The sequence below is a fragment of the Curvivirga sp. genome (assembly GCF_965219885.1).
GTDB lineage: Bacteria > Pseudomonadota > Alphaproteobacteria > UBA8366 > Aestuariispiraceae > Curvivirga.
Genome location: NZ_CBDCOT010000008.1, coordinates 553,829 through 576,031, shown reverse-complemented (window position 1 = coordinate 576,031; position 22,203 = coordinate 553,829). Strand labels below are relative to the sequence as shown.

At 41.3% G+C, this 22,203-nt stretch carries 18 protein-coding genes; 8 read left to right on the top strand and 10 right to left on the bottom strand.

Translation table 11 applies throughout. From position 1 onward, the window contains the following. Positions 1-8: 8 nt before the first annotated feature. On the top strand, positions 9-1,355 hold the full coding sequence (locus ACOQOA_RS05205; RefSeq protein WP_155153312.1) for a glutamine synthetase family protein: 1,347 nt from the start codon (positions 9-11) through the stop codon (positions 1,353-1,355). A 49-nt stretch (positions 1,356-1,404) separates the two neighbouring features. On the opposite strand, the gene ACOQOA_RS05200 is transcribed toward ACOQOA_RS05205, so the two are convergent. Both ACOQOA_RS05200 and ACOQOA_RS05195 read right to left on the bottom strand, forming a co-directional pair. Continuing rightward, entirely contained in the window at positions 1,405-2,964 is a 1,560-nt protein-coding gene (locus ACOQOA_RS05200) for a S1 family peptidase (RefSeq protein WP_420547588.1), read from the bottom strand. Continuing rightward, positions 2,955-3,554 carry a hypothetical protein gene (locus ACOQOA_RS05195; RefSeq protein WP_420547587.1) on the bottom strand — a complete coding sequence of 200 codons (600 nt, stop codon included), beginning with the start codon at positions 3,552-3,554 and terminating at the stop codon, positions 2,955-2,957. The genes ACOQOA_RS05200 and ACOQOA_RS05195 overlap by 10 nt, the downstream gene beginning before the upstream one ends. Before the next feature lie 510 nt (positions 3,555-4,064). On the opposite strand from ACOQOA_RS05195, the gene ACOQOA_RS05190 reads away from it, so the two are divergent. Continuing rightward, entirely contained in the window at positions 4,065-5,444 is a 1,380-nt protein-coding gene (locus ACOQOA_RS05190; protein ID WP_420547586.1) for an aspartate aminotransferase family protein, read from the top strand. A 312-nt stretch (positions 5,445-5,756) separates the two neighbouring features. On the opposite strand, the gene ACOQOA_RS05185 is transcribed toward ACOQOA_RS05190, so the two are convergent. Then, a complete protein-coding gene (locus ACOQOA_RS05185) occupies positions 5,757-6,320 on the bottom strand; it encodes a nitroreductase family protein (RefSeq protein WP_420547585.1) in 564 nt (187 codons plus the stop codon). A gap of 75 nt (positions 6,321-6,395) precedes the next feature. Next, a complete protein-coding gene (locus tag ACOQOA_RS05180) occupies positions 6,396-7,403 on the bottom strand; it encodes a LysR family transcriptional regulator (RefSeq protein ID WP_420547584.1) in 1,008 nt (335 codons plus the stop codon). A gap of 45 nt (positions 7,404-7,448) precedes the next feature. Here ACOQOA_RS05180 and ACOQOA_RS05175 point away from each other — a divergent pair, with 45 nt between their 5' ends. Then, on the top strand, positions 7,449-8,849 hold the full coding sequence (locus tag ACOQOA_RS05175; protein ID WP_420547583.1) for an aspartate aminotransferase family protein: 1,401 nt from the start codon (positions 7,449-7,451) through the stop codon (positions 8,847-8,849). 3 nt (positions 8,850-8,852) lie between these two features. Here the strand turns inward: ACOQOA_RS05175 and ACOQOA_RS05170 are convergent, their stop codons facing one another. After that, on the bottom strand, positions 8,853-9,554 hold the full coding sequence (locus tag ACOQOA_RS05170) for a rhomboid family intramembrane serine protease (protein WP_420547582.1): 702 nt from the start codon (positions 9,552-9,554) through the stop codon (positions 8,853-8,855). A 118-nt stretch (positions 9,555-9,672) separates the two neighbouring features. On the opposite strand from ACOQOA_RS05170, the gene ACOQOA_RS05165 reads away from it, so the two are divergent. Further along, a complete protein-coding gene (locus ACOQOA_RS05165; RefSeq protein WP_420547581.1) occupies positions 9,673-11,166 on the top strand; it encodes a class I adenylate-forming enzyme family protein in 1,494 nt (497 codons plus the stop codon). 1 nt (position 11,167) lies between these two features. Here ACOQOA_RS05165 and ACOQOA_RS05160 read toward each other — a convergent pair whose 3' ends face one another. The 3 genes from ACOQOA_RS05160 to ACOQOA_RS05150 all read right to left on the bottom strand — a co-directional run bounded on the left by ACOQOA_RS05160 (position 11,168) and on the right by ACOQOA_RS05150 (position 14,005). Then, positions 11,168-12,154 carry a nucleoside recognition domain-containing protein gene (locus tag ACOQOA_RS05160; RefSeq protein ID WP_420547580.1) on the bottom strand — a complete coding sequence of 329 codons (987 nt, stop codon included), beginning with the start codon at positions 12,152-12,154 and terminating at the stop codon, positions 11,168-11,170. A gap of 47 nt (positions 12,155-12,201) precedes the next feature. Continuing rightward, complete coding sequence (locus tag ACOQOA_RS05155) at positions 12,202-13,146, bottom strand: succinylglutamate desuccinylase (protein ID WP_420547579.1); 945 nt, start codon at positions 13,144-13,146, stop codon at positions 12,202-12,204. A 73-nt stretch (positions 13,147-13,219) separates the two neighbouring features. After that, complete coding sequence (locus ACOQOA_RS05150; protein ID WP_420547578.1) at positions 13,220-14,005, bottom strand: SDR family NAD(P)-dependent oxidoreductase; 786 nt, start codon at positions 14,003-14,005, stop codon at positions 13,220-13,222. Positions 14,006-14,245: 240 nt separating this feature from the next. On the opposite strand from ACOQOA_RS05150, the gene ACOQOA_RS05145 reads away from it, so the two are divergent. The 3 genes from ACOQOA_RS05145 to ACOQOA_RS05135 are packed head-to-tail and all read left to right on the top strand — an operon-like array spanning position 14,246 to position 16,546. After that, positions 14,246-15,121: an alpha/beta hydrolase family protein gene (locus tag ACOQOA_RS05145; RefSeq protein ID WP_420547577.1), complete on the top strand. Its 876-nt coding sequence runs from the start codon at positions 14,246-14,248 to the stop codon at positions 15,119-15,121. 10 nt (positions 15,122-15,131) lie between these two features. Beyond that, on the top strand, positions 15,132-15,623 hold the full coding sequence (locus ACOQOA_RS05140; RefSeq protein ID WP_420547576.1) for an SRPBCC family protein: 492 nt from the start codon (positions 15,132-15,134) through the stop codon (positions 15,621-15,623). Between the two features lie 8 nt (positions 15,624-15,631). Continuing rightward, positions 15,632-16,546, top strand: a complete 915-nt coding sequence (locus ACOQOA_RS05135) for a helix-turn-helix domain-containing protein (RefSeq protein ID WP_420547575.1) — start codon at positions 15,632-15,634, stop codon at positions 16,544-16,546. Between the two features lie 26 nt (positions 16,547-16,572). Here ACOQOA_RS05135 and ACOQOA_RS05130 read toward each other — a convergent pair whose 3' ends face one another. Then, positions 16,573-17,784: a methionine gamma-lyase gene (locus ACOQOA_RS05130; protein ID WP_420547574.1), complete on the bottom strand. Its 1,212-nt coding sequence runs from the start codon at positions 17,782-17,784 to the stop codon at positions 16,573-16,575. A 130-nt stretch (positions 17,785-17,914) separates the two neighbouring features. Between ACOQOA_RS05130 and ACOQOA_RS05125 the strand changes: the two genes are divergently transcribed. Further along, positions 17,915-18,364 carry an Lrp/AsnC family transcriptional regulator gene (locus ACOQOA_RS05125; RefSeq protein ID WP_420547573.1) on the top strand — a complete coding sequence of 150 codons (450 nt, stop codon included), beginning with the start codon at positions 17,915-17,917 and terminating at the stop codon, positions 18,362-18,364. 136 nt (positions 18,365-18,500) lie between these two features. Here ACOQOA_RS05125 and ACOQOA_RS05120 read toward each other — a convergent pair whose 3' ends face one another. Further along, entirely contained in the window at positions 18,501-22,166 is a 3,666-nt protein-coding gene (locus ACOQOA_RS05120; protein ID WP_420547572.1) for a vitamin B12-dependent ribonucleotide reductase, read from the bottom strand. Between the last annotated feature and the right edge of the window lie 37 nt (positions 22,167-22,203).

Below are 22,203 nucleotides of genomic sequence, written 5' to 3'. Positions count from 1 at the left end.
GGTGATTGATGTCAAAACTTCACGATTGGATCAGTGAGAACAAAATTGACGAAGTAGAATGTTTGGTACCAGATATTACAGGTATCATGCGCGGTAAGATCCTGCCCGCAGACAAATTTCTAAGCGGATTAAGCAATAAAGGCCTACGTCTACCTGAAGTGATTTTTAATCAGGTAGTGACAGGTGATTTCTGTGATGAATCCGAAGTCGTAGATGAAACCAACAATGATATTTTGATGGTTCCAGACGAAGCAACAATGCAAATTGTACCTTGGTATGATGAACCTGTAGCACAGGTGATTTGCGATGCGTATTATCTAGATGGCGAATCTTTGGTCGATATTGCACCACGTTCCATCTTGAAAAACGTATTGAAAATGTATGATGAGAGAGGATGGAAACCGGTTGTAGCACCGGAACTTGAGTTCTATTTCATTGATAAGAATACAGATCCACAACAAAATCTTGAAGCCCCCATTGGCTTGAGCGGACGTCGCGAGTATGGTCGTCAAGCTTACGGTATTGAGGCTGCAAATGAATTCGACCCTGTTGTAGAAGATATTTATGAATTTTGTGAGCGATCCAATCTGGATGTGGATACCATGATCCACGAAGCAGGCTCTGCACAGATGGAAATTAACTTTAACCATGGTGATCCGCTTTCATTGGCAGATCAGGTGTTTATGTTTAAACGTACAGTGCGCCAAGCTGCTTTCAAACATAATATCTATGCCACCTTTATGGCAAAGCCGTATCATAACGAGCCGGGTTCTTCCATGCATATCCATCAATCTATCGTGGATGCGGAAACCGGTGAAAATATTTTTGTTACCAAGACAGGTAAAAATTCCAAATATCTGATGCAGTATATTGCCGGTCTTCAGAAATATTGTCCGGCGGCAATGCCTTTCTTTGGGCCTAATGTGAACAGTTATCGTCGTATTTCTCCTTATACAGACGCGCCGATTAATACGCATTGGGGGTATGACAACCGAACTGTTGGTATTCGTGTTCCAGATAGCGAACCAGTGGCTCGTCGTGTTGAAAACCGTTTGCCTGGTGCGGATGCAAACCCGTATTTGGTGATGGCGGCAACACTTGCCTGTGGTTTGTTAGGCATTCAGGAAAATCGTAAGCCAACAAAGCCGATTGATGGGGATGCGTATCGCTTGAAATTCAATTTGCCGCGTCATCTTGGGGATGCGTTGAATAAGATGAATTCAGCGCGCCCATTGAAAGATATGTTGGGGGAACGTGTGATCAAGAACATTCAGGAAGTGAAGCATTTCGAGATGGAATTACATCATCGGGTGGTAACTTCATGGGAACGTGAGCATCTGTTACTTAATGTTTAAATACACGTGATTGAAAGCGAAGAAGGGAGCCCTATGGCTCCCTTTTTATTTACAATTGGTAATTGGAAATTAAGACCGATAGGGCTGCGGCCGCCCATCTCAAATTTAGATCTGGATCTCCCGCGGGCCCTAATTGGTTGTATTGATCGACATATGCATTGACACCTGCATAGCTTCCTTCCCTACTGAAATGCCCCACAACGGAATAAGTTCTCTGCCAAGCCGTATTGTCACAGTAATAATTTTGCCTACGAACTATCATTCCATCAAAACGTTGATGTGGTGCAAATGAACTCCAGACTGGGTCAGGAGCGCAACCGACAATATTTCCGATAGATTGCATGGCCAAATTTTCAAATTGTATAGATGCCTGTTGTACATAGTTTTGTATTAAATGAGGTGCTACATTTGGTGCTACCACGCTTTTGAAATACAGTCGAACATCTGATGTTGAATCTTCAGCTACACAAATAGCACCCTCGTTATGCACTTCCATTTCATTAGGGATGCTGAGTGTTGCACCTGTTTGTTCATCAACCCACATGTCATAATGGATGTTTTCCAATCTGATTGGATCAATAAATGTGCTCCAATTGTTGACCATTGTTAAAAAACTGTTTGGATCATCCAGCTGTGGAGAACTATGTACAGATTTTACTATATCTTTAAGTGTTCGTGTCCCGATTTTGAAGTATCTTCTTCCTCCACATTCCAGTATTTCGTTAACTTCTGTGATTGATTCAAGTGTGGCGCCGCTGGAGTAAGAAAAGGCAATATCCACTTTATCATCAATATTTATGCTAGAAGAATCTTCATTGCTATTTAATAAATGATCAACATAACTGACGGGAATACCCCAATTTAACATTGCTGATCCACCGTCTAGTCCTCCATCAACAATACCAATTAAATCGCCGTTCTGATTTATGATAGGGCCCCCCGAAGATCCTGCCTTAACAATCGCAGTAAGTCGGAAAGCATCTATCCCAAGATCCGGAATACCTAAACTAGCAATCTTTGCACGTGCTTCATCGTTTAAGATTTCAGATAATTTAGATACATTCAGTCCCACGGCTCCCTGACTTTCTTGCCAATTAACAGTATTTAGCGGGAATCCGATTGTCGCTAGTTTCATACCTGCTGAATGGGATTGCTTTGATGCAATAAAATCACTATTAGGGGCATTATTAACCTCAAGTAGGGCTAGATCTGCATGTGAAAGTATCTTATTTACTTTTGCGCTACGACTAATTCCGTAATGCACATAGGAAATGTTAATATCGGAACAATTCGCAACTGAATGTAATGTTGTGATTACGGTATTAGATTTTTGCCATACAAATCCCGATGATGTTCTACGATCAACGCTTCCAGAACAACCTTTTGATGTGACACGAACAACTGCACGTGCCGTGTCCAGTATTGTTTGGTTTGATACGGCATGAGTCTGCGCAAAAGCTAAAGTATCATAAGTTGTTACTATCAAGAGGAAAAGTATTGAGGCAAATATGGGTAAGATGCACTTCATTGGTGTATGTTTATTTGAGATTTTATCTCTAATTCCTAGAGGATTTTTCGTAGTATTGTGAAGCATATTATTTATTCGCATATCGCACTCCATACTTTCATGTAAGCAGTTAGATCTTTGTCTTCGAGAAGCTTAGCTAAATCTGGCCATGGAGGGGGAGCAAGTTTCCATGTATTGAAAGCTTCCATGGCATTAGGACTATTAGAGATATTAGTGTCAGTGCATGCCCCTTCGGATACATTAGAAAAAACAACAGAATTCACAGGTGATACATTTGTTTTACCAGTGTTACCTTTTTTTTCTGTATCGAGACCAGTTAATTGAAAAACTGCTACACGTCTGGCTAAATCTTCATTTTGTAGAACATCGTTAGAAATATTATAAAGTTCGGATAAAGAGGGGGAAAGTAGGTTGTGCGTTCTTGTATAAATGCTACTTGGGAGCGCAATTAATAATCCAAGTGAGAATAATAACAGTGAAAAATAATCAATGGGGCGTTTTACAGATGAATCGTCATTCTTAAATCTATCTAACACAGGTCCTGCAAGACCTATAGCAGCAGTTGCTAATGCGAGAATAGTTGAAAGAATAGAAGCGATCACAGGGCTAACTGATAATCCAGCGATTAAGCCTGTAACAATTCCTAAAATAAAAGACGCCAACCATTGCATGGATATTCCCCCATCCACTGCTCATTTTATGAGTCTGATTTTATTCCAATAACACTCTTAAAATGGGAGAATATTATATGTATAGATAGTAAAGGTTGTCAATTTTTTGTATTAAAAATATGTAAGAAATTGATATTATGTTCTAATAATATTGAATTTTAAGATTAAAAATTTTGTTACTTGTGATCGGCATATGATCAACTTTGTAATATGTTGCATTCATTATATTTGTCGCACACTCGCTGTGAAATATCATTTTATACAATGTTTTATGTAACATAATCAGCATTAAGATTGTGCTCTTTAGCAAGCTTTAACTAACTTAAAAAGTTAGAGCAATATTTGTAATTAAGATATTAAGATGAAATGTGATCACATTGTCGATTTTCTTTGCATTCTCCATTTTTGTAGTGTAATTGTGATCACAAATAGAGGCGTTCTGTCTCCGAAGAAATTTAAAGAGGTTGAGGGGCACCCCTCATATAAATGTGAAAACATATAGGTGTGATTATGAATAAGATTAGAAATTACGATAAAGCCGCTATTAAGAAAGCGGATAGCGAACATCATTTCCATCCATTTACAGATTCAAAAGGTTTGGATGACGAAGGTGGCGCGCGCGTAATTGTACGTGGAGACGGTTGTTACCTATATGATATTGATGGTGAGAAGATTCTTGATGGCATGGCGGGTCTTTGGTGCACAAACATTGGCTATGGTCGCGATGAATTAGCTGACCTTGCTGCGGAGCAAATGAAAGAACTCGCTTATTACAATACTTTCTTCAAAACAACGACAGCACCAGCAGCATTACTGGCTGAAAAATTGTGTTCATTGCTACCAGATAATTTTAACCATGTGTTCTTTTCAAATTCTGGTTCTGAGGCGAATGATACAAACTTACGTTTGGCACGTACTTATTGGCAACATGTTGGTAAACCAAATAAGAAAATTATTATTTCCCGTACAAATGCCTATCATGGCTCCACAGTTGCTGGTGCCAGCCTAGGTGGAATGAGCGGCATGCATAAGCAAGCAGGCCTTGAAATTGGCGGCATTGAGCATGTGATGCAACCTTATTGGTGGGGTGAAGGCGGTGATATGTCCGAAGATGAATTCGGCCTTCATGCAGCAAAAGAAGTTGAAAAGAAAATCCTGGAAGTTGGCGCAGATAATGTAGCTGCGTTTATTGGTGAACCATTCCAAGGTGCTGGTGGTGTGATCATCCCACCAAAAACATATTGGCCTGAAATCAATCGTATCTGTAAAGAGCATGATATTTTGTTGATTTGTGATGAAGTTATCGCGGGCTTCGGTCGCACAGGTAACTGGTTCGGATTGGAAACATTTGGTATCGAGCCTGACTTGATGACCATGGCAAAAGGGTTGTCTTCTGGCTACTTGCCTATTTCTGCAACAGGTGTAAGTGACCGCGTATGGGAAGCTTTCTACAAAGCAGGCGATGATTTTAACCATGGCTATACATATTCCGGTCATCCCGTGGCGTCCGTGGTTGCTATGCGCAACTTGGAAATCATCGAAGAAGAAGGCTTGGTTGAGAAGGTTAAAAATGAAACAGGCCCTTATCTTGCTAAACGCTTGGAAGAATTAAAAGACCATCTAATTGTGGGTGAGGTACGTTCTGTTGGTCTTGTTTGTGCGATCGAACTTACGAATGATAAAGAGGCACGTACACGTTTCCCGAATGAAGGTCGTGCAGGTACAGTTTGTCGCGATCATTTCTTTAAACGCAATGTGATCATGCGCGCTTGTGGTGATGTCATGGTTGCATCCCCGCCACTGATCGCAACAAAAGCAGATATTGATCTTTTGATTGATACTGCGCGCGAATGTTTAGATGCAACAGCCAAAGACCTTGGTGTAATGTAAAACTTTATTTTACAAGTACAGAAGCATTAAAGGCCTCGGATATTCCGAGGCCTTTTCTTTTGCCAGTTTCCATCTTTACAAGAAAACCCCCTCAAATAAAGAGGGGGGTAAGGGAGTTGGAGGGGGTATTCTAAATGTCGTAATCTTTTTTAGCTTTTATTTAGACTGCTTGAACAGGGAGGCAGTTGTGTCTAAACAAAGTTTCTATTTATGCGATTTATTAATTTATATCAAATTTTATTTAAATCGACAATAGTTTATTTTAAAATTTCTAAAAAAATATCCAATTAGAAATTTAATTACCAATCACTCCTAAAAATTCCTGATGAAATCTTCTACATTTGGGCGAGTTACATCTCTTGGCTTCTCTGACGCTGTGCCTAAATACAGAAAGCCAATAATTTCATCCTTGTCAGCCATGCCAAGAGATTTTTTTACGTGGCTGTGGAATGCTGGCCATCCTGTTAGTAACACTCCGCCAAACCCTTTGGCTTGTGTGGCAAGTAAAATGTTTTCCGCAGCACATGAAGTTGCGACGATCTGTTCTGCAGGTGGAACCTTTGGATGGTCTTCAGTGATTTCTGCCCAAATAGCGACGATTAAAGGTGCACGTAAGGGTTTTAAGCGGATGTTATTTAAATCTTCTTCTGTGCTTTCAGGTTTATCTTGTTTAAGCGCTTCAGCAAAGACATCGCCCAGTTTGTTGCGATCCTCACCGTCTAAAATCGTAAAACGCCATGGACGCACAACTCCATGATCAGGTGCACTCATACCTGTTTGCAGGATTTCAATAAGACCTTCTCCACGTGGGGCTGGCTCTGTAAGTAAGTCTGCTTTGACTGAACGGCGTTCGTTAAGTGCTTTAATTATATCCATCGTTGAAAGTCCTATTGTTAAGAATTATTATTAATTAGATAGGTGCGCTTGTTTCTACTGTCAAGAGAAGGGGGGCTAATCTGTATAGTCATCCAGATTACTATTAAAGATTTTCATCTCCCCAATAATCCATTCCTTAAATTGATCAGCTTGCGGTTGTTTTGTTTTTGATATCGGCGTTAGCAAATTAATCCAATAATCGGTGATTTCTATTTCTGAAACCGGTCGGCAAAGAAATCGTTTGTTTAGCAGGTCATGACAGGAAATGTGGTCTCCAAGTGCAATACCTGATTTTTGTAACGCCATTTTAATGGGGAAGGCTTCATCTATAAGTAGCGGGCCTTTATTGTTATAATTTCTTTCTTCTATCCCCATCTTCTTTAACCATCTAGGCCACCAATGCAAGCTACCTTCATGCAATTTTACGGCCTCTTGAAGCAAGCGATATCCATCATTGTTAAAGTCATTCAGTAAACTTTGAGTGCATACGGGAAAGTCATGCATGCGATGTAACTTTATGCTATGCGCTGTGGAAGGTTGTACATCTCCCAAGAATATTTCTAGGTCGACGTGAGGAAGAGGGGCATATAGCTCTGTGATACTATTAAAGCGTATTTCCAATTCCATTTCGGGCAAGTCATGTTGGATTTTTTCCATACGTGGTAAAAGCCAATATTCGGCAAAAGCAGGATAGACGCCCAAAATAACTTTTTTATTTTGGCTGGCTGGCAATTCTTTTGGGAACATGAGCGCTGTATTATCAGCAATTTCTTTTAGATGCTGGCTAACCACATTTAGATATTCTTCGCCTTTTTCCGTAAGCTGATTATTTCGACCTACTTTTTCAAAAAGTTTGGCGCCCAGATATTCTTCCATCTGTTTTAACTGTCGGCTAACTGCGGATTCGGTTACTGATAATTCCTCTGCAGCGTCTTTCAAATTTAGATGGCGACCATAGACCTCAAAGGATTTTAAGGCATTTAATGGTGGAAGTTTACTTTGCGTCACAGGCGAAAACTCGATACTTGCTAAAAACTCAATAAAGATATCATAGAAACTCAATAGTTCTATTTGTCGAAGCATCTTATCTTGCTGGCAATGATTGAAAAGAAAATTCAGAGGATAACAATGACTGAAAATTTTCCGGGTCCAAAAACACTCGATGTTCTAAAGCGTGGTATTCCCATTTTTAAGAATGGTTTGCGTTTTGATGAAGAAATGCAAAAAGCAACGCAACGTGGATATCGTTCACCAAGACAGATTGTGATCAGTAAAGCATCTGGTGATTTTATTTGGGATATGGATGGGAAACGTTATATCGATTTCCAAAATGGATGGGCTACGAACCCGATTGGGAATGCACATCCCGAAATTATTGAAGCTGTCCATTTGGCACATAAACAATTTGGTTTCCATTATGATCATCCGTTACGTTATGATTTGGCTGAAAAACTTGTGTCGATCATGCCGGATAAATCACTGACGCGCATTAATTACGAAGTTTCCGGATCAGAGGCTGCTGAATCCGCATTACATCTTGCATTAACGCATACCAAACGCCGATATATCATCACATTCACATCATGCTTTCATGGCGAAAGTTTGGGCACGAAGTTGATGAGTGGATATACCAGTGAAAGAAATCGTTATCTTGAAGCTTGGGGCGGTGGGGTAATCAAAGCGCCATATCCTTATAGTGATCAGAAACCTGCGGGTATGTCACGTGAGCAATATGTCGATTATTGTTTATGGTATCTGGAAAACCACATTACTGAATATATGGTCCCTAAAGATAATATTGCAGGCATATTCATTGAACCGGGATTAGCCGAAGGTGGGAACTGGATCCCACCAACAAAGTTTTTGCAAGGCATTCGTGAGATTTGTGATCGTAATGATTGGCTGATGATTGTGGATGAAGTCCTGACTGGCTTAGGTCGTACTGGCAAGATGTGGGCAATCGAAAGTTATGATGTGAAGCCGGATATCCTCGTTATGGGGAAAAACCTATCTGGCGGGATCGAACCCTGTGCCGGAGTTGCCGCAACAGATGAAATTATGGGTGATAATCCTGAGTTTAGTACCGGATCCACATTTGCAGGTACGCCAGCAGGTTGTGCAGCCGCCCTGAAAACGCTTGAAATTTATGAGCGTGATGGTGTTGTGGAACATGCAGCGAAGATGGGGCGTCTTGCTGAAGAAATCATGAAGGACTGGGAGCAATATCCCGTTGTCCGTCAGATACGATCCAACGGGTTGCTGATGGGCGTTGCTTTCCAAAGCCCTGATGGTAATCGGGAGGATGACTGGTTATATTCACGTGCTGTACGTGGTCGCATGTTACAAAATGGTGTTTGGGCGATTTCAGATCGCGAACAAGCCATCCGAATGTATCCGGCCTTGAATATTGACGAAGAAAATCTTCGTGAAGGCCTTGCGATTATGGAAGAAGCCATCAAGCTAGTCAGCCAGGTCGGACATGATGAAGGTGACGGTCCTGCTTGGCCAACAGGGGTCGCTGGTTTCTAAAGGTTAAAATCTAAGCCAGCGGAGTTTGATGAGGCAAAATGCTGAAAAAATACCGCTGGCAAAACCAGCAAGATGTGCTTCCCATGCAACACGGTCGCCATCTGTGCCAGTCGGTACAAAGATGAATAGCAAATTCATCCCGATCCAAATCACCAAAAAAGTCATAATCCGATCTTTCGTGGCAAAAGGCATTGATGCAGGGATACCGACCTTTGCCAATATCCAAGAGAAATAGAGAAGTGCGCCCAATATCGCAGAAATTGCACCAGAAGCCCCTAGAACAGGGGTTTGTGATCTTGGGTCAATAAGAGTAAGAACCAAGACACCTGAAATTGCCCCTATTACCCAGATGAGCAATAATCTTTGCGTTCGAACCATATGATAAAGGGCTGTTCCAAAGGCTAGAAACATTCCTACGTTAGAAAAAAGATGCAACCAGCCGGAATGTACTAAAGTGTATCCAATCGGTGATATGAATGAAGCCAGTGGATCAAACCAAAGCAATTCGGCATTACTGTAACGGACCGGAATATAAACCAGTTTCACTAAAAGAAATTCCACAATGTCAGTTGGGAAATAATGAATAACGATATGCATTAAGATCAGAATTAAGCTGATCCATTTAATCGGTGCAGGTAAATTAAACATTGGTTCAGATGGTTGTGCATTTGAATGCGGGGTCATCTGATCGTCATTTTCGCTCACGGGCATATCCTGTTTTATATTAATTCATTGAATTCAAACTAATCTTGCCACCTATAAATAGGCAAGGCATTATTAATTAAATAGTTGCGAAATAATAAAAATCAAATCGGGGGAAATCATGTTAGCTCAATGGTTGGAACGTTCAGGGCAAATCTATCGGGATCATACAGCGATAGCATTGGGAAAACGTGCCTATATGTCTTATGGTGACTTGGCTGAACGTGCCGCTAAATTTGCAATGGCCAGTAAAGAACTGCTCGATCTTGAGAAAGGCGACCGAGTTGCGATCTTTGCGACCAATTGTCCCGAGTTTTTAGAAATTTTATATGGTATTTGGCATGCCGGGCTTGCAGCTGTGCCGATCAACAACAAGCTACATCCGCGAGAAGTCCAAGATATTCTGGATGATAGTGGTGCCAAGATTTGCTTTATCAGCGAAGATCTTTATGGGAAATGGCCCATCAGTGAACCTGAAAAATGTAAGTTAAATATTATCGGTGATGATAACTATGATGATCTCTTCCTTGGGGCAGCTGCTTTAGTTCATAAACCTGACTTAGATGAAATGGCTTGGTTATTCTATACCAGCGGCACCACAGGAAAGCCCAAAGGAGCGATGTTAAGTTATAGAAATTTGATGGCAATGTGTAATGGTTATCATGCTGATGTTGATAAGGTCTTACCGGGGGAATCTATTATTCATGCCGCCCCGATGAGCCATGGGTCAGGGCTTTATGCTTTGCCACAGGTTGCTATGGGAGCTGTGAACGTTATTCCTGAAAGTGGCAGTTTTGAACCGAAAGAAATTGAAGAGCTTTATCAGTTTTGGCGTGAAGCTACTATGTTTGCTGCACCAACGATGGTCAGTCGTATGGTTGCTGCTAATTTAAATCCATATGGTTTAAAGAAAATCGTCTATGGAGGCGGGCCGATGTATGTAGCTGATGCCAAAAAAGCTCGTGATATGTTCCCTGGCCGTCTTACGCAGATATACGGGCAGGGGGAGAGCCCCATGTCGATTACTGTTTTACCATCAGTGATAATTGAAGATACACAGCATCCACAATGGGAAGAACGATTGGCATCAGTTGGTTTTTCTAATCAGGCCATTGAAGTCATGATTGGTGATGAAGATGGAAATCCTGTTGGATTAGATGAAACAGGCGAAATTATGGTACGTGGTGAGGCCGTGATGTTAGGGTATTGGCAAAATCCAGAAGCAACTGCTAAGACGATACGTGATGGCTGGTTATATACAGGTGATATGGGGGCTATGAACGAACAAGGCTTTATTACCCTAAAAGATCGCTCTAAGGATGTGATTATTTCAGGTGGGAGTAATATCTATCCGCGTGAAGTAGAAGAGGTCCTTTTATCTCATCCAGACGTTTCTGAAGTTTCGGTAATTGCACGCCCGGATCCAGAATGGGGGGAAGTGCCCATTGCTTATCTGGTTGGAGATGTCAAAGATGCTGATTTGGATCAACTCTGTCTTGAAAATATGGCGCGTTTTAAGCGTCCAAAAGCCTATATTCGCTTAGAAGCTTTACCAAAAAACAACTATGGAAAAATTTTGAAGACAGAACTGAGAAAAATGGATCAAATGGCCTAGGTTAAGAACCTTTAGAAGCTTTTACGCTAACGGGGGTTGAATAAAACCAGCGGAACTGTTTTTCATTCATGCGCAAGACAACATATCCCAATGGGATCATAAGTAAGACAGAGAAGACAATCCTGCCCAATAATACACCTGTCCAATCAGCGCCTAATGTCATTACGATTAAAGTATCTTCTATCAATGAATGGCTTAGACACATAAAGCAGATAGCCAGAAAGATACTTTTGGGTTTCAGGTGATCTTTTTCCACTTCACGAATAATCAATCCGCCACCAAAGGAGAGACCAAGTAATGCACCGATCATAGTTAGTGGTGCTGCGTTTGGTCCGATTCCCATGATCCGAAGGGTGGGGGCTAACAACTTGGTGAGTAAATTAGTAATGCCTGTGATTTCAAGTATTTTTAGAAGTACCATAAGTGCCAGAATAATCCAGAAAACCCAAAACAGTGAAACTGCATTATTGATACCCCACGATAACCAACTACCGTCACTTTGCACTTCTGCTGCCCATATCACTTGTGCAGGTTCCTGAAGAAAATCAAAGCCGGTGTAAATAGCATTAAGAATGCCAGCCAAGACAAAGGCGGAAACAAGACGAAGCATTGATGTGAAGAAGAAACTGCAACCAGCTTTTTGTGCGATGCGTTGTTCCACAGGTAGGCCATGGGCAATCACCAACATAGTCCACAGAATAGTGGCGCTGGCAATGCTATATTCCATAGTGTCTAAAAGGGGAAGCAATGCCGCAGCAGCGCCGTAGATACCTACAAGCAAGCCTGTTGCCAGCACAACGGCTGTTTCTGCAGGCAAGCCCACAAGTTCCATAACTGGTGCACATAGCCAGGACACCCATTCAACAATCCCTAGACGGATTGCGAATTCTACTAAAATCATCACGGGAACCATTACTTTAAGCAAAACCCAGTAAAGAGAAATACTTTCAAGCACGACATCACGTGCCACTTTTAAAGCTGTAGACATGGTTAACCCCGTATGTGATTTATGCCAATAATTTGGCAAGATTATTTTTAATTGTTGATCTCTTTAGCAAGGCGAACAGCAGTTTGTCCACATCTTGCACCTTGTTGAGGCATAATAAAGTAGCAATCATTATAAGGTGTTCGGATCGCCTCTGTGCCATCACGTCCAATTAAGCTGTCCTTATGAGGCATTTTTTGAAGAGGTTCAGGTGATAAGTCAAAGAAGAAGGCATCATTTTTGACCGTTACAACGTCAGTAACTTCAAGGATTTTTTGTGGTTTTGCTCTATCGGAAAGATATGGAGAGGCAACCCCATCTGAAATCATTTTAAAATGATGTAAAAAACGATAGCTGGCTTCGATTGCAACGGTGGCAGAGGATTTATGCCAATGTTGGCCACATTCAATAAGCAAAGCGTTCTTCAAGGATGCTGGGTTGTTAAAATCGCCATAATCTCTTAGTCGACATCCTGATGCATGCCCTTCATCAATGACTACAATTTCTGACGCTAACACAGATTGTGCAAGATTTAGCCCTTTTTCACTTGGGCCACAAAGAGTGATGGGCGGGCAAATGTCCCCCATTGAGTGTATGTCTAAAAGATAATCAAGATCGTCAATAATAGGGCGTATTTGCTGTGCACGTCTTTTTTCTTTAGTGTTGGCAGGACCATTTAGCGATACGGGGTCCCAAATACGATTAAAATCTTCATCTACATAGCGGCTGGCATAAGGGCGATCTGGGTTAAATAGTTCATAAGCACCAATATTCATAAATATCAGGCTGAGTTTTCCAATTAGAGGGCGGGTGTTGTTTTTCAAAAGGTGGGTTAGGGCAACAGAACCACAAATCTCATTGCCATGAATGATAGCAGAGATCCCAACATGTGGACCTTCGATGCCGCTATCAAACTGGTGTACGAAGTCTATCCCCGTATTTCCTTCACGAAAGGCGGAGATATCCGGCGCCTTTATTTCAATTTGATCAAGCATCCACAAAACCTTTATGTCCTATTCGCGTTAGGATAGAAGGATTTGCAGATGCCTGTCAAAGCTCCATTAAAAATTATACTTTATCCAAGGTTGTTGCCGCACCATCGACACCAAAAACCTGACCACTTACAAAACGGCCTTCATCACTGCACATAAACAGGGCGGCATTTGCAATATCTTCAGCTACGATAAAGGTACGCATAGAGGTTTGTTTTTCGTAACTTATACGAATAGCTTCCGGGGTTAAGCCAGTTGTTTCTGCTTCTGCGGCAATGACACGAACCATACGGTCCCCATCAACAGAACCCGGACAGATGGTATTAACTCGAATATTATCTTCACCCAGTTCCATGGCCCAGGTTTTGGCCAAACCAACGACAGCCCATTTACTAGCTGCATAAGGGCTGCGATAAGGGTATCCCATAATACCTGCTGTTGAAGAGATATTAATAACCGCACCGGATTTCTGAGATTTCATAATTGGTGCCACATATTTCATGGTCAACATAGTGCCTTCCACATTCACGGCCATACATTGGCGCCATGCATCAATTTCTTGTTCTTCAATCGGGCCTGTTTGTCCTGCGACACCCGCATTATTTACAAGGGCATCAATCTGGCCAAATTTATCGTGAATGTCTGAAATCATCCCTTTCACAGCTTCTTCATCAGCAACGTTAAGTTGGTAAGTTACAATTGAAGGATAAGTCTCCTTCATCGTTGCTAAAGCAGCTTCATCCATATCACAAATGGCAACTGTTGCATCTTCTGCTAAGAAGCGCTCGGCAGTTGCTTTTCCGATGCCACTAGCACCAGCTGTTATGAGAGCAACTTTGCCCTTCAGTCTTGTCCCTGTCATATATGTATTCTCCAATTGAGATATTGTTATTTTATGGAGAGCAGAATGACAGTTCGTTGAGCAGGCGAATACATAAATAATCGGTCAAATATTGCCTGTTTTCGACGATCTAAAAAGAAAAAATGCAGATATCTGGGAAATGTATACATAGTTCTTTGATACATATACGTAGCTTTGCGCTGTTCGCTTTATAAAAGACCTCAGAAAAATCCAATATTTTTGTATTAAAGGAAAAGTACAATGTTCTCTCGTATGATTGCAGATATGATGGTAGCACCATCAAGTTCTCCAGTTTTTAATAATCCTTCTGATCATGATTTATCTTATTCAGATGTATCTTTTTCAACACAAGATGGGGTTGAACTATCTGGTTGGTTGATTAAGGGAAGTAAAGAAAAGGTAATTATCCAAACACATTTTGGTGTTCAATGTAGTCGTTCTGGGTATACACCAAAAGATAAAGGTATGATTAGACCTTGGAAACAAGATATTAATTTTCTACGCCAAGCCAAAACCTTTGTGGATCAAGGTTATACTGTGTTGATGTATGATATGCGCCATCACGGAAATAGCGGATCAGGTAAAAATCCATGGATCACATGGGGAGAGGAAGAGGGAAGGGACGTAGTCGCCGCTGTCGATTTTATTTCCAATCATCCGGATTATAAGCAAGCAAAAATTGGATTAATGAGTATTTGTATGGGCGCATCCGCAAGTATCTGGGGGTTTGCTCGGAAAAAAGGTTTGGCAAATTATCCCAATATCAAAGCAATGATTTTAGTTCAGCCGCTAAGATATGCTGTTTTTGCCAAAAAACTCGGTATTCCAAAGTTTCTTGCGAAAAGTGCAAACAAGTACAATATGAAACGAGGTGGCGCTGACTTATTCCAAAGCTTTTTCAAATATGTTAGTCGAGTGAGTGTACCGACTATGGTTATCCAAAATACAAATGATCCTTGGACTAATTTGGAGGCGTTAGAATCTTTCTATAATCAATTACCAGTTGAGAAAGAAATGATGTTGATAGAGTTGGAAAAAAACCGATTTGCCGCATATGACTGGATTGGCGTTAACGCCGATAAATATTTACCATTTTTTGCTAAACATATGAAGTAATGAGGAAGATATGATGCTAAAATGGATTATAATTTCTAGTACTATTTTTCTAAGTTTGGCGGTTGTGACAGCTAAGGCCGGTCAGAAATCCATACATAGCGAAACATATATTAATGCATCTCCAAAAGATGTATGGCAGGCTTTATTTAACCTAGAAAAATATGAGAAATGGAACCCAGTAATGCGTCCGCTATCTGGCAAAATGGTTGAAGGAGGGAAAATAAGATATCACTTTATAGAAAGCGAAAGTAAAAGTTATGAACTTAGTGCAGAGGTTAAGAAAGTGACACCTCAAAGCCTTATTAATCAAAGAGGTGGTTACCCGTTAATTCTAAAGTTTGATCATAAATATATTCTGGAGCCATCAGGTTTAGGAACAAAATTTATCATTCACGAGGAGTATAACGGTATCTGGGTGCATTTTTGGGACCCTTCATTCGTCCAACATCTTTATGATAAAATAGGTGTATCATTGAAAACATATTTGGAAAATGAGGAGTGAGGTGGTTTATGAATGACATTATTCGAATAAGTTCCATTGAACAGGTCCATAAAGCGTTAGGATTTTCAGCACCTCGTCACCCGCTTGTTTCACTTATACCAATTGATAAGTCTATAGTAGAATATGATTATGGTGACGCGACTTATGTATTTGATTTTTATCAAATAAGTTTAAAGGCAGGCATTATAGGCAGTGTTACATATGGTCGAAACTCTTATGACTTCAGCGAGGGGTCTATGATTTTTAGTAAGCCCGGCCAAGTGTTTCAATTTAAAGAGAAGAAAATGATAGATGAAGAAGTTGAAGGAGGGTGGACGCTACTTTTTCATCCCGATTTGATTATAAAATCTAATCTTGGAAAAAATATAAACCAATACAGCTTTTTTACTTATGATGTATCGGAAGCCTTACATATATCTGATGAAGAACGTGCGACACTTGATCAACTGGTAGCAAAAATTGAGCGAGAATATAAACAGAATATTGACCGTCACTCACAGAAGTTAATTATTGCCAATATTGAGCTTATTTTGGATTATTGTCTTCGTTACTATGACCGTCAATTTTATATGCGTAGTAATCTCAATCAAGATCTTATTAGTAGATTTGAGGCAATGTTACAGCAATATTTTGATGAAGAACGTTGTTTGGATGAGGGAATTCCTACAGTTACCTTTTGTGGGGACAGTTTGAATATGTCCCCACAGTACCTTAGTGACATGTTAAAAAAAGAAACAGGGCAAACAACTCTACAACATATTCAGAATTTTGTGATCGAACGTGCGAAAGTTCAATTGCTTAACACTAAAGAACAAGTAAGCCAGATCGCTTATGGTTTAGGCTTTGAATATCCGCAACATTTTAGCAAACTGTTCAAAGCCAAGACAGGTATGAGCCCAGCTGAATTCAGAACAGTTCACTAAGAAAATGTTATAGTTATGAGTTGCTTTTAAGCCACAGCTTTTAATGGTTTTGATATAGCAGCCTTAAGATCACTTATGATGTCATTAACATCTTCCAGACCAACGGATAATCGGATCAGGCCTTCGCTAATGCCATGTTCAAGACGTTCCTCTTCGGTATAGGTTGAGTGTGTCATACTGGCGGGATGCTGAATTAATGTTTCCGCATCCCCAAGACTTACGGCTCGCTTGATAAGCTTCAGATTATTCATCATGTCGATGCCAGCTTGATAGCCATCAGTTAATTCAAAAGCGATCATGCCGCCAAAATCTGACATTTGTGATTTTGCTAAATCATATTGTTCAAAGCTTTCAAGACCGGGATAATATACTTTGTTGATTGCCGGATGTTTTTCTAATTCTTTTGCGACGATCATCGCGTTTTTGCAATGTTCACGCATACGAAGTTGCAATGTCTTGATACCGCGTAGAACAAGCATAGCCGTAAACGGGGCCATGACTGCACCGGTCATATCTTTCATGCCTACAAGACGAATTTCGGTGATATCTTCTAAACTACCAACAACCAGTCCTGCGACAACATCACCATGCCCTCCTAGATATTTGGTGGCGGAATGAACAACTAAGTCAGCTCCTAATTCGATGGGTCGTGTCAGGACCGGTGTGGCGTAAGTATTGTCGACAACAACGCGTGCTTCAAACTTATGCGTGATGTCAGCAATTGCATTAATATCCACCAAACGCATATTTGGATTAGCTGGTGTTTCGAAATATACAATCTTGGTTTTATCTGAAATCGCTGTTTCAAGATTTGCTGGTTCTGTTAAATCAACATGGGTGATTTGAATACCAAATTTGCTCAAGCCATGGCGCATATAGGCGAAAGTGCATCCATATAGGGTTTTATCGACGATGATTTCGTCACCCGGTTCAAGAAACGTCCAAAATAGGGAGGTAATCGCTCCCATACCTGATGCATTTGCAAGCCCTGCTTCTGCACCTTCAAGACTGGCAATTCTTTGTTCAAGTAAATCAAGGGTCGGATTGGAAATTCGGGAATAGATATGACCAGGGCGTTCGCCTGCAAACATTTCCCCGCCGGCTTCTGCCGTTTCAAAGCAGAATGTTGAGGTAAGATGAAGTGGAGGCGTAAGGGCGCCTTGTTCTTCCATAGGATCATAGCCTTGATGAATTGCACGGGTTGAAAAGCCTAAATTCTTATTGTCATGATCAGCCATAATCTATCTCCAAAATATTATATCAAGATAGTATATGCCCTCGGTAGGGAATAATCCTTGCGTATTATCAGTAATATAGTAAAAATTGAGCAATTTTATGCTTCAATAATTACGATTTAAGGCAGGAAATATGGATGATACTGATTTAAAGATCATAAAAGAGCTGCAAAATGATGGAAGGTTAACCAATCAGGAATTATCTGAACGGGTAAATCTGTCACCGTCTCCTTGTTTACGTCGAGTTAGAAGCTTGGAGGAGCGTGGAGTGATCAAAGGCTATACAGCCTTGGTGAACCAAAAGGAACTTGGCTTACCTGTCACCGTATTTATTCGAATAAGTTTACAGAATCATGATTTGGAACATGTGCAGATATTTGAAGATGCAATCCGGGGGATCGGAGAAATTCTGGACTGTTATTTGATGACGGGGAAAGCGGATTATCTCTTACGTGTGGCTGTTGCGGATTTGGAAGCCTATGAAAAGTTTATGCGTGAAAAAATACACCATATCCCGGGAATAGCTTCAATAGACACAAGCTTCGCCTATGGCGTGGTCAAACAAACGCATACATTTTCATAAATTACTATACGCAAAAAGAGGGCGGCGAGAATACTCGTGGCCGCCCTTTTTGAGGTCACAGGGAGCACCGAACCAGTTAGACGAGACATATCTGTTAGATCAAAAAATCTTTAAGATATGATGTCCATACTGGCGGCTACGAACACCCGCTTGTGCCACCGCAGGTGACACATTTCATGCAGGTGCCGTTACGTACAAGGGTGAAGTTGCCGCAATCGCCACATGCATCTCCCTCGTATCCTTTTGCACGCGCTTCTCTGATTTGGTCGAGACGCGTATCAACCGCTTCCACAGCAGCTTCTGGAGTTGAAGCTGGTGTGACCTGTTCTGGTTGTGATCCAGCATTTTCTGCATTTGGATCATGTAGGCCTGTTGGGCTATTCGGTTCTCCCGGGCCTTTTAAGTTATTTGCAAATTTTGAAATATCCTTCTTGCGGACAAATCCACGGCTGGTCACTCGCTCAATCGCGGCAACGGCTTGTGCATGGCCATCCGGCTGTGCACTTTGCTTGTCACCTTGGCCCATGCTGTCTGGTAACATTTCATCCGGTTGAACATGTGCCAAATCATCACGACCAAGATAGCTGATCGCCAATTCACGGAAGATGTAATCCAATACGGATGTGGACATTTTAATCGCATCATTGCCTTCGACCATGCCGCTTGGTTCAAAGCGGGTGAAGGTATAGGCATCTACATATTCTTCCAAGGGTACGCCATATTGAAGACCGATAGAAATTGCGATTGCAAAGTTGTTCATTAAACTTCTGAACGCCGCGCCTTCTTTATGCATATCAAGGAAGACTTCGCCAAGGCTGCCATCTTCATATTCGCCTGTACGTAAATAAACCTTATGACCACCAACGACAGCTTTTTGAGTATAGCCTTTACGACGATCAGGAAGTTTTTCACGATTAACAATGTGTTTTTCAACGATACGTTCAACAATTTTTTCAGCAACAACGGGTGCCGCTGCAACTGGTTTGCTTTCAACAATTTCTTCTGCTAAATCATCGTCATCAAGAAGTGCGGCGGAAAGTGGCTGGCTCAATTTAGATCCATCACGATACAGCGCGTTAGCTTTCAAACCCAATTTCCAAGAAAGCATGTAGCTCTCACCGCATTCCTCAACAGTCGCACTATTAGGCATATTGATGGTTTTGGAAATAGCACCAGAAATAAATGGTTGAGAGGCTGCCATCATACGAATGTGGCTTTCTGTATTTAAAAAACGTTTACCCAATTTACCACATGGATTAGCACAATCGAAGATCGGAAGATGTTCTTCCTTCAATCCTGGTGCACCTTCCAAGGTCATGGTGCCGCAGACATGACTATTAGCTGCTTCGATGTCTGCTTTACTAAATCCAAGATATGCCAAAAGGTTGAAGTTGAAATCATTTAACTGCGCGTCGGTTAAACCGAGTTCTTTACGACAGAAATCTTCACCTAATGTATATTGATTAAAGGCAAATTTGATTTCGAATGCAGAAACCAAAGCGTCCTCTACTTTGGCCAATGCTTCATCTGTGAAACCTTTTTCTTTTAATGTGGCATGGTTGATTGCAGGTGCATTTAACAAACTGCCATGACCAACGGCATAATCAATAATAGATTGGATAGCATTATCGCCATAGCCGAGGTTTTGTAACGCCTCAGGCACTGTACGGTTGATGATTTTGAAATAGCCGCCGCCAGCAAGTTTTTTGAACTTCACAAGGGCAAAGTCAGGTTCGATACCTGTTGTATCGCAATCCATGACAAGACCAATGGTACCTGTTGGGGCAACTACGGTTGCTTGTGCATTACGATAACCATGCTTTTCACCAAGCTCTAAGGCTTTATCCCATGCTGCAATTGCCGCAGATTTCAAATCATCCTGAATGATATTGGCATGATCCAATGCAACCGGATTTACAGCTAGATTTTCATAATCTTCTGAATTTCCATAGGCTGCATTTCGATGATTACGAATAACTCTTAACATATCGTCTTTATTAGACTCATAGCCCGGGAAGGCGCCAAGCTCTGCCGCCATTTGTGCAGAGGTTGTATAAGATACACCTGTCATGATCGCAGAGATGGCTCCACATAAGGCACGACCTTCGTCACTGTCATAACTGTAACCCATAGCCATGAGTAATCCGCCGATATTGGCAAAACCAAGACCAAGGGTGCGATAACGATAAGATAGTTCAGCGATTTCCTTTGATGGGAATTGAGCCATCATGACGGAAATTTCCAGTGCCATCGTCCATAGTTGAACCGCATGTTCAAAACTTTCCACGTCAAAGCTTTTATCTTCACGACGGAATTGCATCAGGTTCAAAGATGCAAGGTTACATGCTGTATCATCCAGGAACATATATTCAGAACATGGGTTGGATGCGTTAATACGGCCTGATTGAGGGCAGGTATGCCAATCATTGATAGTTGTATCAAATTGAACACCCGGATCTGCGCTGGTCCAGGCAGCATAAGTGATTTGCTCCCAAAGGTCTGATGCTTTTACAGTTTTAGCAGGTTTGCCATCTGTACGATTAAGTAATTCCCAATCTTCATCATTTTTAACAGCCTGTAAGAAGCGATCTGTTAAGCGCACTGTATTATTAGCATTTTGACCAGATACAGTTGCATAGGCTTCACTATCCCAATCTGTGTCGTAAACCGGGATATCAATGGATGTGAAACCCTGTTTTGCATAATCAATCAATTGTTTGATTGAGTTTTGCGGAATCATCACACGACGGGCTGCTTTAACAGCTTCTTTCAAAACAGGGTTTGTTTTGATGTCAAAACGGTCAATTTTACTTACTGTTTCATCATGGCACGCGGCTAAAACATCATTTAAATGTTTATTATGAAGTTTGGAACCTGTCACCAAAGCCGCGACTTTACGTTCTTCAACAGCTTTCCAAGCAATGAATTCTTCTACATCTGGATGGTCGATATCTACGACAACCATTTTGGCTGCACGACGGGTGGTGCCACCGGATTTAATGGCGCCCGCTGCCTTATCTCCGATTTTCAAGAAACTCATAAGGCCGGAAGATTTCCCACCGCCGCTCAAAGCTTCGTTGAATCCACGAATGGAAGAGAAGTTAGATCCTGTACCAGATCCATATTTGAACAAGCGTGCTTCACGTACCCAAAGATCCATAATGCCACCGTCATTGACCAAATCATCGGCAACAGATTGGATAAAGCATGCATGTGGTTGTGGATGTTCATAAGAAGATTTGGATTTGGTTAATTTACCTGAAACATAATCCACATAAAAATGCCCCTGGCCCGGACCATCAATTCCATATGCCCAATGAAGGCCTGTGTTGAACCACTGAGGGCTATTTGGTGCGACCATTTGATTGGCGAGCATAAAGCGCATTTCATCAAAATAGGCGTGGGCGTCAGATTCACTATCAAAGTAGCCGCCTTTCCAGCCCCAATAAGTCCATGTGCCCGCGAGACGGTCAAACACCTGTGTGGCAGATTTTTCTGAAGAAAAACGTTTTTCTTCTGGTAAGGAAGATAAAGCCTTATCATCCGCGGTTTGGCGCCATAACCATTCAGGCACATCTTTTTCACGAACAGATTTTAAGGCAGCAGGTACACCTGCTTTACGGAAATATTTTTGCGCGATAACGTCACATGCTACTTGAGACCAATTTTTAGGAACCTCGATATTTTCTAATTTAAATACGATAGTGCCGTCTGGATTACGAATTTCGCTGGTTGCTTGGCGAAATTCGATAGAGTCGTAAGCTGATTTACCTTCGCTTGTATAGCGACGTTCAATACGCATGTTATTTTCCCTTCTCAGCGTAAATGCTTATCTTTTT